Raw genomic sequence first — 16,886 nt, 5'->3', positions numbered from 1 at the left:
CCTCGGGGGTCAGGCGGCGGCGTCGCGGGCGCGGGCGTCCAGCGTGCGGACCAGCGTGTCGCGCTGCTCCAGGAGGATCCGTCGCAGCGGTCGCGGCAGGTCCTCGCGGGCGAGCGTCGCGTCCACCGTGTCGACCAGCACCGGCGACGCGGCCCAGTGGGGGAACATGCCCTCGGAGAACTCCAGCGCCCAGTCCAGCGAGCGGTCCCGCCACACGCCGTCCAGCGACGCGAAGTAGCGCTCCGTGTAGGGCGCCAGGACCTCGCCCTGGTCGAGCTGGCTGAACCCACCCCAGATCTGGCGCGACACCGTGTGCGACAGCGAGGTGTCGTCCAACAGCTGTCGCCAGGCGGCCTCCTTCGCGTCGGCCAGCGGCTGCACCGCCCGGGCCGTCGCCGCCTGGCGACGCCCGAGGTCGGTGTCGTCGCGCTCGAGCTCGGCCGCGATCCGCTCCTGGCCGACCGCGCCGGCGCGGGCCAGGCAGATCACGAGGTGCCAGCGCAGGTCGGTGTCCAGCTCCAGGCCTTCGAAGCGGAGCGCGCCGTCGAGGAGGCGCTGGACGTCGGCCAGCTGTGCCTCGTCGGCGCGGGCGGTCGCGGCCCAGTGGCGGGCGACGGCGAGCTGGTGGTCGCTGCCGGGCGTGAGGTCGGCCAGCAGCTCGCGCGCGTGCCGGGCCAGCCGGCCCAGCAGCTGATCGCGCACCGCCGGGTCGGCGTAGCGCTCGGCCGCGCCGGTGGCCCGCAGCAGCAGCCGTTGCAGCACGCCGACCTCCGACTCGGAGGCGACGTTGCGGATCACGAGGTCGACGTAGTCACGGGCCGGCAGCCGGCCGTCGCGGACCATGTCCCAGGTGGACGACCAGACCAGCGCGCGGGGCAGCGGCTGAACCAGCGCGTCCAACGCGTCGGTCAGCACGCGGGTCGAGGCAGGGTCGAGCTCGACCTTGGCGTAGGTGAGGTCGTCGTCGTTGACCAGCAGCACGTCGCCGGCCGGCACCCCGACCAGGTCCTTGACGGGCGTGCGCTCGCCCTCGACGTCCAGCTCGACGCGCTGGTCACGGACGAGGCCCTCGGCGGTACGGCGGTAGACACCGACGGCGACGCGGTGGCGTCGCAGGACCGGCTCGCGGGCCGGCACGCCGGGCAGACCGGCCCACGACGGCGCCGGTGCGCTCTGCACGATCACGACGTCGGCGTAGGTGCCGTCGTCGGCGAGCTCGATCTCCGGCGTGAGGGTGTTGACGCCGGTGGTCAGCAGCCACTCGTCGCGCCAGGCGGCCAGGTCGCGGCCGCTCGTGCGCTCGAGTGCGCCGAGGAAGTCACCGAGGTCGGTGTTGCCCCACGCGTGCCGGTCGAAGTAGTCACGCACGCCGGCGAGGAACTCGTCCTGGCCGACCCAGGCGACCAGCTGACGCAGCACGGACGCGCCCTTGGCGTAGGTGATGCCGTCGAAGTTCTGGTGCACCGACTCGACGTCGGGCATTTCGTCGGCCACCGGGTGCGTCGAGGGCAGCTGGTCCTGCATCTTCGCCCACGCCTTCTCGGCGTCCAGGAACGTGACCCAGGCGTTTCGCCAGCGGGTCGCGTCGGCCTGCGAGAGCACGGCCATGAACGTGGCGAACGACTCGTTGAGCCACAGGTCGTCCCACCAGCGCATGGTCACGAGGTCGCCGAACCACATGTGGGCCATCTCGTGGAGGATGGTCTCCGCGCGGCGCTCGTGGTTGGCGTCGGTGACCTTGCTGCGGAACACGTACAGCTCGGAGAACGTGATCGCGCCCGGGTTCTCCATCGCCCCGGCGGAGAACTCCGGCACGAACAGCTGGTCGTACTTGCCGAACGGGTACGGCGTGGCGAACACGTCCTCGAAGTAGTCCAGCCCCTGCTTGGTCACCTCGAAGATCTCGTCGGTGTCGAGGTACTGCGCCAGCGAGCGGCGTACGAACACCCCGAGCGGCATCCCGCGGTGCTCGTCGGTCACCTCGGCGTAGGAACCGGCGACGATCGCCGTGACGTAGGTGGACAGCACCGGGGTCGGCTCGAACACCCAGCGGCCGGCCCGCCCCTCGTCGGGGCGCTCGAGCGCGCGGCCGTTGGAGACGACGACCCACTCCTCGGGAGCGTCGACGCTCAGCGCGAACGTGGTCTTGAGGTCCGGCTGGTCGAAGCAGGCGTAGACGAGGTGGGCGTCGAACGGCTCGAACTGGCTGTGGAGGTAGACCCGGTCGTCGCTCGGGTCCACGAAGCGGTGCAGGCCCTTGCCCTCGTGGCGATAGGCCATCGTCGCGACGACCGTGAGCTCGTGCTCGCCGGCGTGGAGGCCCGGCAACTGGATCCGCGTCGGCTCGACCACCTCGGCGGGCAGGACCTCACCGTCGAGTTCGACCCGCTGCACGCGGTCGGCGGTGCAGTCCACGAACGTGCCGCCGTCGTCGATGGTGCGGAACCGGATCCGCGAGGTGGCCTCGAACGTCTCCGCGCCCGTGGTGAGGTCGAGGTGCACGCTGGTGTGCACGTCGGCGACGCGGGCGGCGCGCTCCCGGGCCTCGTCGCGGGTCAGGTTCTCCCGGACGGCACCGGTGTCGGCGTCGGGGGGCGTGTCGTGGCTGGTCAAGACGTCCTCGAGAGACGGGCGAGGGGAATCGCCGGCAGGCTAGGGGAGCGGGCACCCTGTCCGACAACGCGGGCGAGCGACCTTCGCCCGGGGTGTGGCCGGGGCGTGGGCGGCCCGGCTGCCGGGTCGGCCGGCGGGAGGTGACGGGTGGTGGCGGACGGGTCGGGTGGGACGGCGGCCGCGCCCGCCCTGCGGCGGCTGCTGGCGGTCGACCTGGGCCTGCGGACGGGGTTCGCGCTCTTCGACGACGGCGGGCGGCTCGAGCGCGTCGGCTCGCGCAACTTCGGCACGCGCACGCGGCTGCGTGGCGGCGCGGACGGGCTGCTGCGGGAGGCCGGCAGCATCCAGGCGCTGGTCGTGGAGGGCGACCGTGCTCTTGGTGACGTGTGGGCCAAGCGGGCGGGCCGCCGGGGCGCCCAGGTCCTGCGGGTGGCACCCGAGACGTGGCGCGCCCGTCTGCTGCACCCCCGCGAGCAGCGCAGCGGTGCCGGCGCGAAGCAGGCGGCCGACGCGTTGGCGCGACGGGTCATCACCACCTGCGGCGACGCCAGACCCGCCTCGCTGCGGCACGACGCCGCCGAGGCCGTGCTGATCGGCCTGTGGGCCCTGCTGGAGCTCGGCTGGCTCCCGGCGCTGCCGGCGGAGCTGGACCCGCGTCGCCGCTGACGCCACGACCGCGGCGGCGCGCCACGCCCGCGACGGCGCGCCACGCCCGCGACGGCGCGCGCGTTTGCGGCGGCTAGGGCGGCGGCGCGCCGTGGCGGCCGGCCCCGGCCCGGAAGTGGGCGACGTCGGCCATGCCGCCCGCCTCGATCGCCGCCACGCCGCCGTCGTGCTCGGCGAGCAGGGCCTCGGGCAACGGCCGGTCGAACGCCGCCCGGGTGGAGGCGAGGTCGGCGCGCAGCGTGCGCTGGGGGAGCGCGGACAACTGCCCACCGAGCTCCACGGCCGCCGCCAGCGCCTCGCCGGGCGCCACCACGCGGGTGACGAGACCGATCGCGAGCGCCTCCTCGGCGTCCACCGGACGTCCCGTAAGCACGAGGTCGAGCGCGCGGCCGTGCCCGACGATCCTCGGCAGGCGCACCGTGCCGCCGTCGATCAGGGGCACGCCCCAGCGTCGGCAGAACACCCCGAACACGGCGTCGCTGGCCGCCACCCGCAGGTCGCACCACAGGGCGAGCTCCAGGCCGCCGGCGACGGCGTGTCCCTCGACGGCCGCGATGACGGGCTTGCTCGGCATCCGGCGGGTCGGACCCATGGGGCCGAGGTCGTTGCGCTCCAGGCGGTTGCGCCGCTGCGGGTCGTCGACGGCATGTAGGTCCGCGCCCGCACAGAAGGTGCCGCCCGCTCCGGTCAGCACCAGCACCGCGACGTCCGGGTCGGCGTCCGCCGCCTCGCAGGCGTCGAGCAGGGCGTCCGCCGTCGGGCGGTCGACGGCGTTGCGCACCGTCGGCCGGTCGATGGTCACGACCGCGACGGGCCCGTGGATCCGGGTGTGCACGTCCATGGCAGGAATCGTCCGGAGCGTCGGCGAACCAGGAACCCGACCGACGCTAGCCGTCGCACCCCCGCGACCCACCGGCACCTCCGGTCCGTGTGGGGTGCTTGCTACGATCAGCGCCGAGGGAGGCACCGGCACGCAGCCAGGCCTGCCGGCAAGCCGAAGGTCGACGGTGGGGGACCGCGGTCGCGGACGAATTCGTGTCCGACCCCTACCGGCCAGAAACGGGATGACGCCGAGCACGGCAAGGGGAGACGACATGCAGGAGTACACCAGCCCGGGCGAGGTCGCGGTGCCCGACGGGGCAAACCTCACCGGCCCGCTGTTCGAAGCCGCGCGCACGTCGCCGGACCGGGTGGCGGTCTCCCACCGGGTGGGCGACACCTTCGTGGACTGGACGGTCCGCCAGTTCGTCGACGAGGTGACCGCGGTCGCGAAGGGCCTGATCGGGCTCGGTGTGGAGCCGGGCGAGCGGGTCTGCATCATGTCGGCGACCCGACTGGAGTGGACGGTCCTCGACTACGCGATCTGGGCGGCGGGCGCCGTCACGGTGCCGATCTACGAGACCTCCTCGGCCGAGCAGGTGGAGTGGATCGTCTCCGACTCCGACGCCGTCGGCATCGTCATCGAGACCCCGGAACTGCGCTCGATCTTCGACGAGGTGTCCGGCAAGCTGCCGAACTGCCGCAACGTCTTCGTCATCGAGGAAGGCGGCCTGGACACGCTCAAGGCGGCCGGCGCCGACGTCACCGACGAGCAGGTGCAGCAGCGCGCCTCCGCGGTCACGGCCGACGACCTCGCCACGCTGGTCTACACGTCGGGCACGACCGGCCGGCCGAAGGGCTGCGAGCTCACGCACCGGAACTTCGCCTGGAACGTCGCCCAGAGCGAGTCCGCGATCAGCGAGGTCATGCGGCCCAGCGAGAGCACGCTGCTGTTCCTGCCGCTGGCGCACATCTTCGCCCGCTACATCCAGGTCGCCACGATCAACGCCGGCGTGAAGCTGGGCTACTCCACGGGCATCCCGCAGCTCCTCGAGGAGCTCGGCATGTTCAAGCCGACCTTCCTGCTGGCCGTGCCCCGCGTGTTCGAGAAGGTCTTCAACGGCGCGCAGCAGAAGGCACACGGCGACGGCAAGGGCAAGATCTTCGACAAGGCGGCCGCCGTCGCGGAGCAGTACTCGCGTGAGCAAGCCGCCGGTGCGGTCGGCTTCGGCACGAAGCTGCAGCACGGGCTGTTCGACAAGCTCGTCTACGGCAAGCTGCGGGCCGCGATGGGCGGCAACGTCCGCTACGCGGTGTCCGGCGGTGCGGCGCTCGGCGAGCGGCTCGGCCACTTCTTCAACGGCATCGGCGTCACGATCCTGGAGGGCTACGGCCTGACGGAGACGACCGCTCCCGCCAGCGTCAACCGGCCCGACGCGTTCAAGATCGGCACGGTCGGCAAGCCGCTGCCGGGTGTCTCGGTCAAGATCGCCGAGGACGGCGAGGTCCTGCTCAAGGGCGGCAACATCTTCGTCGGCTACTACCAGAACGAGGACGCCACCCGCGAGGTGCTGGAGGACGACGGCTGGTTCCACACCGGCGACATCGGCCAGCTCGACGGCGAGGGCTACCTCAGGATCACCGGCCGCAAGAAGGAGATCCTGGTCACCGCCGGCGGGAAGAACGTCGCCCCGGCCATCCTCGAGGACCGGATGCGCGCCCACGCGCTGGTCAGCCAGTCGATGGTCGTCGGTGACGGCAAGCCGTTCATCGCCGCCCTCATCACGATCGACCCCGAGGCGTTCGCGACCTGGGCCGAGGCCAACGGCAAGGCCGGCAAGACCGTCGCCGACCTCGTGGACGACCCGGACCTGCGTGCCGAGGTACAGAAGGCGGTCGACGAGGCCAACCAGGCCGTGTCCAAGGCCGAGTCGATCCGGACCTTCCGCATCCTGCCCGAGGACTTCGAGGTGGGCGTGGAACTCAGCCAGAAGATGTCGGTCAAGCGGCACGTCGTCTCGGAGAAGTACGGCCACGTGATCGACGACGTCTACGCCGGCAGCAAGTCGTAGGACCACCGCGGTCGTCACCGGCCCCGATCACGTGCGCTCAGCGAGGCACCGGTCGGGGCCGGCGCATGCGTGGAACTCGTCGTCGCCTCGGGACGTTCGATATGCCCACCGCGCGGACCCGGGACCCGGGTCCTGTCTCACCCTCGCCCACCGCTCCCGAGCCCAGGAACCGCATGTCGGCGCGTGCCCGTCGTGTCCCGCCCGTCCTCGTCCTGTTGACCGCGTTCGCCCTGCTGGCCCCGGTCGGGCTCGTGCCCATGGCCGGTGCGGCACACGCGGTGCCGGAGCGGACCTCCGCGGAGGCCAAGGCCGAGGCGCGTCTGGTCGCGGCGCACAACGAGGCCCGCCGGGACCGCTCACGCCCGGCGCTGGTCGTGCGGGGCGACCTGCGCGAGGCGGCCCGCGGCTGGTCGGACCAGATGGCCCGCACCGGTGCGTTCCGGCACAACCCGTCGGTCAGCCACCAGATCTGCTGCTGGCGCACCTGGGGCGAGAACATCGCCTGGGCCGGCCCGGTCGACGCGATCGGCGGCTGGCGGCCGACGGCCGACCGCATCATGCGTGGCTGGCTGGAGTCGCCCGGCCACCGCGACAACCTGTTGAGCACCTCGTTCACCGAGGTCGGCATCGGCGTCACGATCGCCGACAATGGCCGGATGTACGCCACGGCCGTGTTCCGCCGCCCCGACGGAAGCACGTCGCCGAACCGGTTGCCGCAGCCGCAGCCGCGCGACATCGACGTCGCCTGCCCGTCGGGGCGGGTGCCGGCGAGCGGGTTCACCGACGTGTCCAGCGCGCAGCGGCGGGCCGTGGACTGCCTCGCCTGGTGGGACGTCGCCAAGGGCACCAGCGCGACGAAGTTCTCGCCGGGGCGCACGGTCACCCGCGCCCAGCTCGCGAGCTTCGTGGCCCGCACCATCGAGCACAGCGGTGGGCAGCTGCCCGCACCCGACGACCACCGCTTCGCCGACGTCTCGCCCCGGCACGAGCACGCGAACGCGATCCACGCCCTGGCCCGGGCGGGCGTGATCAGCGGCTACGAGGACGGCACCTTCCGCCCCCAGGCGCCGGTCACGCGCGGGCAGATGGCCCGCATGCTGGTCCAGGCCCACGAGCATTGCACCGGCCAGCGTCTGCCCGCCCCGAAGCGGGACTGGTTCTTCGACGACCACGGCGCCCACGAGACGCCCGTGAACCAGGCCGTCGAGGCGGGCTGGGCCGCCGGTACCGGTGACGGCCGCTTCCGCCCCTCGGCGTCGCTGCAGCGCGGTCACCTCGCGCTGTTCGTGACCCGGTGGCTCGACACGCTCGCGGCCGACCACGGCGCCCGCCTGCCCGGCTGACCGGGTCGGCGCCTGCGCCCGCGTCTCAGGCCGGCGGGTCGATCTCCGGATCGCGGTCACGCCACCAGGCCGCGTCGAGCTTGCCCAGCGGGGTGGCCGGCGGCGCGTCGGGCACGACGTACTCGTCGCGGATCGCCTTCCAGTCGTTGGTGGCGCCGAGCCGACCGAGCACGGAGTTCAGCCCCCACTGGATGCGGTTGAGCAGCAGGTAGTCCGGTGGCAGGTTGAGCTTGCGCAGCATCTCGCTGTACGGGCTGCGCGGGTCGGTGGTGGAGCGGATCACCTCGGCGGCATAGTCCGGCGTGAACGTGAACGGCTGTGCTGCCAGCACCGGCCGCGTGTAGAGCCGGAACCAGTCGTGGACGAGGTCCTCGTCGACCCGGACCGTCTTCGGCAGGAACCCGGCGTCGCGCAGGGCGGCGATGGCCTCGCCGCGGTCGGCCCGCGCCACCGACTCCTCGACAGCACGCATCGACGCGTAGCGCTCGCGCGTGAACATCTTCACCGAGCCGTAGTCGAGGAAGGCGACGCGCACGCCCCCGTCGGCGGCCGACCCCTCGGCCTCGATCAGGTAGTTGCCCGGGTGGGGGTCGCCGTTGAACAGCCGGAAGCGACCGATCGACCCGAAGGCGTAGCGGAAGACGATCTCGCCGACGCGCTGGCGGGTGTCCTCGTCGGCCTGCGTGGCGACCGTGTCGAAGCGTTCCCCACGGACGCGTTCGCTGACGAGCACACGGTTGCGGCACAGGTCGCCGACGATGTCGGGCACGCGGATGAACGGATGCCCCGCGTAGCGGGTCGCGAACGCCCGCTGGTAGCGGGCCTCGCGCTGGTAGTCGAGCTCGTCGTCGATGCGCTCGCGCAGTTCCTCGAGCAGTGGCTCGATCTCCTGGTTGGGCGCCATGAGCCGTGCGATGGGCCGGAACGTCTCCGCGTTGCGCAGGTCCGCGCGCACGGCCTCGGCGACCCCGGGGTACTGGACCTTGACGACGACGTCGCGGCCGTCGTCGAGGGTGGCGGCGTGGACCTGCCCGATCGACGCGGCCGCCAGCGGCGTGCGGTCGAACGTCGCGAACACCGTCTCCGGGGCGGCGCCGTACTCCTCGCGCAGCACCTGGTCGATCGCGGCCGGGTCGAAGGCGGGCGCCGCGTCACGCAGTTCCGCCAGCGCGTCGTGGTAGACGTTGCGCACGTCGGGCGGCAGGTCGAGGTCGACGAAGCTCAGCAGCTGGCCGAGCTTCATCGCGGCGCCCTTCATGTCACCGAGCACCTCGGCGAGGTTGGCGGCCAGCTCGCGGTGGGCGTCGTCGTCCGCGCCGGGCCGGCCGGCCAGCTGGCGCGCCTTCGCGCCGGCCAGCCCCGAGGCGCCGCGCACGCCCGTGCGGGCGAGGCGGGCGCCGCGTTGCAGTCGGCCACCGAGTCCCTTGCGTGCCACGCGATGATCCCGTTCGTCCGGGGCAGGGTCGTCAGGCGTTCGGCTCCGGGCGGGCGGCCGGCCGTGTCATTCGGCCATCTCGGCGAGCGGGTTGCCTTCCGCGCGCGCCCGCTCGAGCCGCTCCGCCAGTTCGGCGCGGCGCTCGTCGTTCAGGCACGCGCAGCCGACCTCGTAGGGCCCGTAGTGTTTGACGTCGACGCGGTGGGTGGGACAGGCGGCCACCTCGAGTCGCGTGATGGGCTCTGTCCGGGCCATGTCGAATCGCCTCCTGGTCGCCCCGCTCTGGTCGGGGCAGCTCGTGGTGACGCCCACGTCGGGCGCCGTGGTCTAGACGTTAAAGCGGAAGTGGATGACGTCGCCGTCCGCGACCACGTACTCCTTGCCCTCGATCCGCAGGCGGCCGGCCTCTCGGGCGGCCGCCTCGGATCCCAGGCGGTCGTAGTCGTCGAAGGCGATGACCTCGGCCTTGATGAAGCCGCGCTCGAAGTCGGTGTGGATCTCGCGGGCGGCCCGCGGCGCGGTCGAGCCGGCCGGCACCGTCCACGCCCGGCTCTCCTTCGGCCCGGCCGTGAAGTAGGTCAGCAGCCCGAGCAGCCGGTAGGCGCGGTCGATCAGGCGCTCGAGGCCGGAGCGCTCCAGTCCCAGCGAGGCGAGGTACTCGTCGCGCTCGGGGCCCTCGAGCTCCGCGAGCTCGGCCTCGACCTGGGCGGAGATCACCACGACCTCGGCGCCCTCCTCCTCGGCGAGCTTGCGCACCACGTCGACGTGGGCGTTGCCGTCCGGCAGGTCGTCCTCGGCGACGTTGGCGGCGTACAGAACCGGCTTGGCGGTCAGCAGCGACAGCTCGCGTGCGACCGACGGCTCCAGGTCGCCGGCGAAGGTGCGCGCCACGTGGCCCTCGGCGAGGTGGTCGCGCAGGGCCAGGACCTGGTCGCGTTCGCGCGCGAGGTCCTTGTCGCCGCTGCGGGCGGCCCGCGTCGCGCGCTCCAGCCGCTTCTCCGTCGTGGCGAGGTCGGCCAGCACCAGCTCGGTCGTGATCACCTCGATGTCGCGGGCCGGGTCGACCGAGCCGCTGACGTGGACGATGTCGTCGTCCTCGAAGCAGCGCACCACGTTGCAGATCGCGTCGACCTCGCGGATGTGCGCCAGGAACTGGTTGCCGAGCCCCTCGCCCTGGGACGCGCCGGCGACCAGCCCGGCGATGTCCACGAACTCGATCGCGGTCGGCACCACCTTGGCGGACTGGGCCAGCTCGGCGAGCCGCGTCAGGCGGGCGTCGGGCACCGCGACCACGCCGACGTTGGGGTCGATGGTGCAGAACGGGAAGTTGGCGGCTTCCGCGCCGGCCTGCGAGACGGCGTTGAACAGGGTCGACTTGCCGACGTTGGGCAGGCCGACGAGACCGACCTGGAGCGCCACGGCGGGACCTTCCGGGAACGTGGAACGGGGAGTGGCGGGTACCGCACGGCCGGCGCGCGCCGCGCGGCCGGGACCCGGTCCACGAGCGTAGCCCACCGGCGGTCGTGGGCCCCCGGGGCGGCCGCGTGCGCGACGGGTTGGTGGCCGTCCGGGCCGGCGGTACGGTCCCGCGCCATGCGCCTGCTCGTCGCGCGGTGCTCCGCGACCTACGAGGGTCGGCTGTCGTCGACCCTCACCAGCGCTGTCCGGCTCATCATGGTCAAGGCGGACGGCTGCGTCGCCCTGCACGCCGACGTGGGGGCCTACAAGCCGCTGAACTGGATGAACGCGCCCAACACCCTCCGCGAGGAAGCCGGCCGGTGGGTGGTCACCAACCCGAAGGGCGAGCGGCTGACGATCGAGCTGGAGCACGTCCTCGAGGACGTCAGCTACGAGCTCGACATGGAACGCGGGCTCACCCTGGACGGCGTCGAGCGCGAGCTGCAGGAACTGCTGGCGGCCCACCCGTCCCACCTCGAGCCGGACCTGGTCTGCGTCCAGCGCGAGTTCCGCACCGACCTCGGACCGGTCGACCTGCTGTGCCGGGACGCCGACGGCGGCGCGGTCGCCGTTGAGATCAAGCGAATCGGCGAGATCGACGGGGTCGAGCAGCTGACCCGCTACCTGGAGCGGATGCAGCGCGACCCGCTGCTCACGCCCGTGCGCGGGGTGTTCGCGGCGACGGTCATCAAGCCGCAGGCGCGCGTGCTGGCCGAGTCCCGCGGCATCGCGTGCGTCGAGGTCGACCTCGCCCGCCTGCGCGGCGAGGAAGAGGTCCACCTCCGCCTGTTCTGATCGCCACTTCCGGAACGAGGTCGAGGTCCGCGGCACGCCGATGCTGACGGTCGAGGAGGACGGGCGGCGCGGACCGCGACCCCACCCGGCCGCCGTGTGGGACGGTGACCAGGGTGGTTGGCGCCACGAGGCGGACGAGCTGGTCGTGACGCTGCGGGGGCAGTACGACGTCGCCGGCTACGCGTTCGCGTCGGACGGGGAGGTCTTCGGCATCCACGCCGGTGACTTCGGCCCGGCGCCCGAGCTGACCCGCTCCTCGGCGACCTGGATGCGAAGGCCGGCCGGCTGACGCTGCACGCCTTCCGGCGCGAGGTCCGCGGCTTTCCGCACGAACCGGGCTCGGCTGACGCGGCCGGGCTGTCGGCGCCGGTGGCGATCGAGCTGCCGCCGTCCTGACGCGGCTTCAGCGGACGGCGCCGATCGTGATCCCCAGCGCCGCCTCCGCGGCGGAGACCAGCGACGCGTCGCCGACGTGGCGCACCGCGTCGAGGTCGAACCAGCCGACGTGCGGCGACTCGCCGGGTTCGGGTTCCAGCACGGCGTCGCCGTCGGCGTGCAGCAGGTAGCGGACGTCGAGGTGGACGTGCCCACGCGGGCCCTGGTGCACGTCGACGTGCGCGACCAGCGGGCCGCCGTCCGGATGCCGCGCCGCCAGGCCGGTCTCCTCGCGGGTCTCGCGGACGGCGGCCTGCGCCACCGACTCGCCGGGGTCCACGTGCCCGCCCGGCTGCAGCCAGATCCCCAGCCGCTTGTGGCGGTGGAGCAGTACCCGGCCACCAGCGTCAAGAACGATCGCCGAGCCGGTGACGTGCGTGGAGTCGGCCGTCTCCGACAGCGGGTCGGCCAGCCAGTCCAGTAGCGCGAGCGTCCGGCGCAGCGACCGTTCCTCGCGCACGTCGCGGGGACGGTGCGTGGCGAGGTGGCGGCGCAACTCCGCGAGGTGGTGGTCGCCCGGGGGTCGGCCGGTCACGTGCGGTGCTCCCACAGGTCCGCCAATGCGGTGCCGGCGCGCAGGATCTTGCCGGTCGCGGTGCGGGGCAACTCGTCCACGACCAGGACGTCCTTGGGCGCCTTGGCCCGTGACAGCCGGTCGGCGAGCGCGCCGCGCAGCGCCTCGCCGTCGAGGTCGGCGCCCGGCCAGGGGACCACGACAGCGACCAGCCGCTCGCCCCAGTCGTCGTCGGGGAGGCCGAACACGGCCGCCTCGGCGACGCCGGGCAGGCCGAGCAGGTGCCGCTCGACCTCGGCCGGGTACACGTTGACGCCCCCGGTGATGACCAGGTCGCCGGGCCGCCCGGCGAGGAACAGCCGGCCGTGCGGGTCGAGGTGGCCGAGGTCGCCGACGGTGAAGGCGTCGCCGTCCCAGGCCGCCGCGGTCCGCGCGGGGTCACGCCAGTAGGCGAAGCGCGCGTGGTCGGGCACCTCGGCCCAGACGGTGCCGACCTGCCCGGCGGGCAGCCGACCACCGTCGGCGCCGCGGACCGTCAGGTGCCGTCCGGGGCGGGCGCGGCCGACCGTGCCGGGTGTGGCCTGCCACACGTCCGGCGGACAGGTCGTGAACTGGCCCTCGGTCGAGCCGTAGAACTCCCACACGGACCCGGCGGGCGCCGCGTCCAGGACGCGCTCCTTGAGCGGCACGGGGCAGGGGGCGCCGGCGTGCGCCAGCAGCCGCAGGGACGCGAGGTCCTCGCGCGGGTCGTCGCTATCGGCGAGCAACCGGTGCAGGTGCGTGGGGACGCAGAACAGCGAGGTGGGCCGGACCGCACGCATCGCGGCCGACCAGGCCCGCGCGTCGAAGCGTGGCAGCACCGCCACGCGGCCACCGAGCAGCGCCGTGACCAGCGCGAACCGGAACGGCCCGGAGTGGTACAGCGGTGAGACCACGAGGTGCACGTCACCGTGCCGGCGGTCGAAGGCGACGTGCTCGTCCTCGATCACCTCGCGGCCCCAGACGGGGTCGTGCACGCCGACGTGGACACCCTTGCGCCGGCCGGTCGTGCCCGAGGTGTACGCCATCGGGCGCGTGCGCGGCCACGGCGAACTCGGATCGGTGCCGGCGAGGGCGTCGAAACGGGCCGCGTCGACCACCTCGACGCGCTCGTGCCGGCCCGACAGTGCGGCCGCCCACGCCGGGGAGGTCAGCACGCAGGTCGGTTCGGCGTCGTCCAGGACCTCCGCGACCTCGCCGGCTGCCAGGTCGGGCGGGAGCGGCACGGCCACGACCCCCTCGAGGCAGGCCGCGGCGAGGATCCCGAACGTGGGGGAGTCGTTGCCGAGCAGCACGCCCACGCGGTCGCCCTCGCCCAGGCCGAGCTCGCGCATCAACGTCACGCCACGCGCGAGCAACGGCGCCGGGTCGAGCGCGGCGGGCGGGACCCCGGCGGCCACGCCGGCGGCGCTCACGTCGTGCGCTCGAGCCCCACCTCGGCGACGAGGTCGGCGGGGGAGCGGCGGATACCGATGACGAAGTCCCCGAACTCCGCGTACCGCGCCGACGCCTCGTCGTAGCGCATCGTGTAGACGATGTCCTTGATGTCGGCGAGGTCGTGCGCGAACAGGGTCACGCCCCATTCCCACTCGTCCAGCCCCGTGCTGCCCGACACCAGCTGCAGCACCCGGCCGGTGTAGGCGCGCCCGGACCGGCCGTGGTCGTGCATGAGCCGGCGGCGTTCGGGGAAGTCCAGCGAGTACCAGTTGTCCTCGCCCCAACGGCGGTGCGACATCGGGTAGAAGCAGGCCAGCTCCCACGCGGGCATGCGCGGGTGGAGCTTGTCGTCGGTGTACTTCGCCATCCGCTCGGCGAACTGGTCGACCCGGCGCTGCAGGTCGTCACCCTCGACGCCCTCGCCGGCGAGGTACTCGCGGTACTCCTCGGGGGTCTGGGTGTACTCGCTGCCCTCGGTCAGCGACAGGTACGACCACGTCAGCTTCACAGCCGGCGCGGCCTGCGACGCCTGCACGTCGGTCTGCAGGGCGCGGAGCAGCGACAGGTCGGCGTCGACCGCCATCAGCATCACGTCGGCCTTGTGCCCGAGCGCGCTGAACACGTGCAGCTGGGTCCGCTCGGCCCATCGTTCGAGCACGCCCGCGAAGTCCTTGGCGGCACCGGGCGGCAACGTCGGCACGGCGGCGTGGTCGATGCGGAGGAAGAGGTGGAGGACGCCCCATCCCTCGCCGGGTCGCACGGGCTCCAGCACGGTGGCAGGTCTCCTGGCCGGGGTTCTGGTCGAGGCTACCGAGCGGCCACCGGCGCGCTGCACGGCGACGGCCCGATGGCCCGCCGGGTCACTCGAGGATCGTCTTGCCCAGCATGGCGCCGTCCTCGGACAGTTCGTAGACCAGCGGCACGCCGGTGGCCAGCTCCACGCCCGGGATCTCGTCCTCCGGCACGTCCTCCAACTGCATCACGATGGCGCGGTTGGAGTTGCCGTGCGCGACCACCAGCACGTCCTTGCCCTGGCGGATGTCGCCCAGGATGGCGCGCTCGAAGAACGGCAGGGTGCGGGCGGCGGTGTCCTTCAGTGCCTCGCCGTTGGGTGGCGGGGTCGCGAACGAGCGGCGCCAGATGTGCACCTGCTCGTCGCCGTACTTCGCGGCCGTGTCGGCCTTGTTCAGGCCCTGCAGGTCGCCGTAGTGGCGCTCGTTCAGGGCCTCGTCCCGGATCACGGGTAGCTGCAGCCCGGCCGTCTCCTGGATCAGGGTCAGGGTCTCCTCCGCCCGCGTCAGGCGCGAGGTGTAGGCCACGTCGAAGGCGGTGCCGCGCAGGCGCTCGCCGGCCTTGCGCGCCTCGGCCCGGCCGAGCTCGGTGAGGGGCACGTCCACCCAGCCGGTGAAGCGGTTCTCCAGGTTCCAGAGCGACTGGCCGTGGCGGACCAGGGCGAGGGTCGGCATGACGACTCCGAGCGTGCCGGGCGGGAAGCGGTCGTGCCGCCAGCCTAGTGGCGCCCGTGGCCGCTCAGCCCCCGCGGACGGACGTGCGGCCGGCCGTCCTCGGGCGCCCGCGGCCTCGATGCGTGCATCCTGGCGCGCACCGACCGCAGGTCCGGATGCACCCATCCGGGCACCGGCCCGCCGTCTGCAGTCCAGGACCGTCGGGACGGGCGGGGGCTACCGATCGTCAGCCGACCTCGATGATCCGCTCGAGCTCGAAGTGCATGCCGTCGGGGGTGCTCCACCAGCCGCCCCAGGCGAAGCCCCACTTCTCGAAGATCTCCACGATCCGCAGGTCCATCTGCGGCGTGGCCCCGTAGGCGTTGTCGCGGGCGTTGAAGTCGATCGCCAGGCCCCAGGCGTGCATCGACAGCCCGCGTTGGGGGTTCCACAGGATGTGGCGCGGCACGAAGCAGCCGGCGAACTGGCCCGGATCGAAGTGGCCGTACAAGCCCGCCTCGGCCACCTCGCGCAGCGCCGCCTGCAGCTGCGGGACCATGACCCGGTGACAGCGGGTGGTGCCCATGCCGGGGATCTCCACGGGCACGATGTTGCGCGCCACCCAGTCGGGGTCGATGGCGATCGTGCCGTCGCCGCGCGAGGTGTAGGCGAACGGTTCCAGCGTCACGCTGCCGCTGCGTTTGACCGGGGCCTGCCGCGGCGCCGGCGGTCGCACCAGCTCGGCCTCCGCGCCGAGCTGGTCCGCGAGCCGGTCGGCCAGGGCCTGCACGTCCTCGTCGCCGCCGCCGACGATCAGCGTGTCGGCCGCGTCGGCGCCGAGCAGTTCGCCCAGCTCCGGCGAGACCAGCAGGTCGGCCAGCGGCGGCGCACCGTTGGCGGCGAGGGCGCCGACCCGGGCGGGCACCGTGCCGTGAGGCGTCCGCAGCGTGACCGTGCCGCCGAGCTCCAGCTCCAGGCGCTGGGCGACGTCGTGCCGCACGACCACGTCGCCGTCGAGCAGGCGCTCCCAGACCCCGACGCTGTGGGCGGTCACGTCCGGGGTGAAGGGCCGGAACGCCTCGACGTCGACCCTCAGCGCGTGCAGTTCGTCCTCCTCGCCGGTCGGGCCGGTCGCCTGGACGTCGAGGCTGGTGACGGCCGTGCCCACGGCCTCGGCGGCGCCGACCACGTCCAGCGCGTCGTCCGCCAGCGCCGTGCCCGCCGGCGCCCGGAGGACGACGGTCGGCTCGACGAGCGGCACCTGCGCCGGGAGGTCTGGAGCCGGAGGCGTCTCGGGCGCGGGAGGCTGCACGTCCGTGACGTCGGCCGGACCAGCCTCCGGCACCACCCGCACGTCGGCCGGCCGCTCGAGTGACGGGATGGACGCCGGCGTGCCCGCCGGTACGGGTGCGGCCACCGAAGCGTCTGCCGGCGAGGACGCCGCGGCATCCGCCGACGCGACACCCGAGGTCACGGCACCGGCCGCCGCGGCAGCCGTCGCTGCCGCCCCCGTCACCGGCGGGCCGGTGTCCGCGGCGCAGGTGGTCAGCGAGAGCGCGACCACACCGAGGACCGCCGCCCGGACCCGGTGCGGCGGCTGGTACGCGAACGGACGGAGCATCGGGATGCCTCGCTGGCAGGGCGCGTCGTCGCAGGCCCCAACGAGCGAACGACCCCACGGTGACGCGCCCGGAGGGGCTCGCGCACCGGGCTCGACCTTCCGGTACGGGCGCGGCTGCGCGCGGCGGTCGCCGGACCGCTCGCGCACCCGTCCGTACGACCGGGCGGCTGACGCACTCGGGTATGGTCGCGCCA

The 16,886-nt window shown here is 73.5% G+C and carries 15 protein-coding genes; 5 read left to right on the top strand and 10 right to left on the bottom strand.

Annotated features, from left to right (window positions below; genetic code table 11):
- Window positions 1–9 precede the first annotated feature (9 nt).
- Window positions 10–2,613: an aminopeptidase N gene (gene pepN, locus ACERM0_RS00970; RefSeq protein WP_373676619.1), complete on the bottom strand. Its 2,604-nt coding sequence runs from the start codon at window positions 2,611–2,613 to the stop codon at window positions 10–12.
- Window positions 2,614–2,763: 150 nt separating this feature from the next.
- Here pepN and ACERM0_RS00965 point away from each other — a divergent pair, with 150 nt between their 5' ends.
- Window positions 2,764–3,279, top strand: coding sequence for a hypothetical protein (locus ACERM0_RS00965; protein ID WP_373676618.1), 516 nt, complete (start codon window positions 2,764–2,766; stop codon window positions 3,277–3,279).
- Window positions 3,280–3,352: 73 nt separating this feature from the next.
- On the opposite strand, the gene ACERM0_RS00960 is transcribed toward ACERM0_RS00965, so the two are convergent.
- Window positions 3,353–4,120 (bottom strand): crotonase/enoyl-CoA hydratase family protein, encoded by a 768-nt coding sequence (locus tag ACERM0_RS00960; RefSeq protein WP_373676617.1) that lies wholly within the window; start codon window positions 4,118–4,120, stop codon window positions 3,353–3,355.
- Between the two features lie 253 nt (window positions 4,121–4,373).
- Here ACERM0_RS00960 and ACERM0_RS00955 point away from each other — a divergent pair, with 253 nt between their 5' ends.
- Window positions 4,374–6,170, top strand: a complete 1,797-nt coding sequence (locus tag ACERM0_RS00955; RefSeq protein WP_373676616.1) for a long-chain fatty acid--CoA ligase — start codon at window positions 4,374–4,376, stop codon at window positions 6,168–6,170.
- 173 nt (window positions 6,171–6,343) lie between these two features.
- Window positions 6,344–7,513 carry an S-layer homology domain-containing protein gene (locus ACERM0_RS00950; protein WP_373676615.1) on the top strand — a complete coding sequence of 390 codons (1,170 nt, stop codon included), beginning with the start codon at window positions 6,344–6,346 and terminating at the stop codon, window positions 7,511–7,513.
- Between the two features lie 25 nt (window positions 7,514–7,538).
- Here the strand turns inward: ACERM0_RS00950 and ACERM0_RS00945 are convergent, their stop codons facing one another.
- From ACERM0_RS00945 to ychF, 3 genes are all read right to left on the bottom strand, one after another.
- Entirely contained in the window at window positions 7,539–8,948 is a 1,410-nt protein-coding gene (locus ACERM0_RS00945) for an ABC1 kinase family protein (RefSeq protein WP_373676614.1), read from the bottom strand.
- Between the two features lie 66 nt (window positions 8,949–9,014).
- Window positions 9,015–9,203, bottom strand: a complete 189-nt coding sequence (locus ACERM0_RS00940) for a hypothetical protein (protein ID WP_373676613.1) — start codon at window positions 9,201–9,203, stop codon at window positions 9,015–9,017.
- Window positions 9,204–9,275: 72 nt separating this feature from the next.
- Entirely contained in the window at window positions 9,276–10,367 is a 1,092-nt protein-coding gene (ychF, locus tag ACERM0_RS00935) for a redox-regulated ATPase YchF (RefSeq protein ID WP_373676612.1), read from the bottom strand.
- Window positions 10,368–10,541: 174 nt separating this feature from the next.
- Between ychF and nucS the strand changes: the two genes are divergently transcribed.
- Both nucS and ACERM0_RS00925 read left to right on the top strand, forming a co-directional pair.
- A complete protein-coding gene (gene nucS, locus ACERM0_RS00930; protein WP_373676611.1) occupies window positions 10,542–11,201 on the top strand; it encodes an endonuclease NucS in 660 nt (219 codons plus the stop codon).
- Between the two features lie 40 nt (window positions 11,202–11,241).
- Window positions 11,242–11,490, top strand: coding sequence for a hypothetical protein (locus ACERM0_RS00925; protein ID WP_373676610.1), 249 nt, complete (start codon window positions 11,242–11,244; stop codon window positions 11,488–11,490).
- A gap of 114 nt (window positions 11,491–11,604) precedes the next feature.
- Here ACERM0_RS00925 and ACERM0_RS00920 read toward each other — a convergent pair whose 3' ends face one another.
- The 5 genes from ACERM0_RS00920 to ACERM0_RS00900 all read right to left on the bottom strand — a co-directional run bounded on the left by ACERM0_RS00920 (window position 11,605) and on the right by ACERM0_RS00900 (window position 16,692).
- On the bottom strand, window positions 11,605–12,171 hold the full coding sequence (locus ACERM0_RS00920; protein ID WP_373676609.1) for an NUDIX hydrolase: 567 nt from the start codon (window positions 12,169–12,171) through the stop codon (window positions 11,605–11,607).
- A complete protein-coding gene (locus ACERM0_RS00915) occupies window positions 12,168–13,604 on the bottom strand; it encodes a class I adenylate-forming enzyme family protein (protein WP_373676608.1) in 1,437 nt (478 codons plus the stop codon). Before ACERM0_RS00915 ends, ACERM0_RS00920 begins: the two co-directional genes overlap by 4 nt.
- On the bottom strand, window positions 13,601–14,398 hold the full coding sequence (locus ACERM0_RS00910; protein WP_373676607.1) for a chlorite dismutase family protein: 798 nt from the start codon (window positions 14,396–14,398) through the stop codon (window positions 13,601–13,603). Before ACERM0_RS00910 ends, ACERM0_RS00915 begins: the two co-directional genes overlap by 4 nt.
- Window positions 14,399–14,486: 88 nt before the next feature.
- Entirely contained in the window at window positions 14,487–15,092 is a 606-nt protein-coding gene (locus ACERM0_RS00905; protein WP_373676606.1) for a 2,3-diphosphoglycerate-dependent phosphoglycerate mutase, read from the bottom strand.
- A 226-nt stretch (window positions 15,093–15,318) separates the two neighbouring features.
- A complete protein-coding gene (locus ACERM0_RS00900; protein WP_373676605.1) occupies window positions 15,319–16,692 on the bottom strand; it encodes a M15 family metallopeptidase in 1,374 nt (457 codons plus the stop codon).
- Window positions 16,693–16,886 lie beyond the last annotated feature (194 nt).

It is taken from the genome of Egicoccus sp. AB-alg2 (assembly GCF_041821065.1).
Taxonomy (GTDB): domain Bacteria; phylum Actinomycetota; class Nitriliruptoria; order Nitriliruptorales; family Nitriliruptoraceae; genus Egicoccus.
The sequence above is the reverse complement of the archived record's forward strand: the minus strand, read 5'-3'. Positions and strand labels throughout refer to the sequence as shown.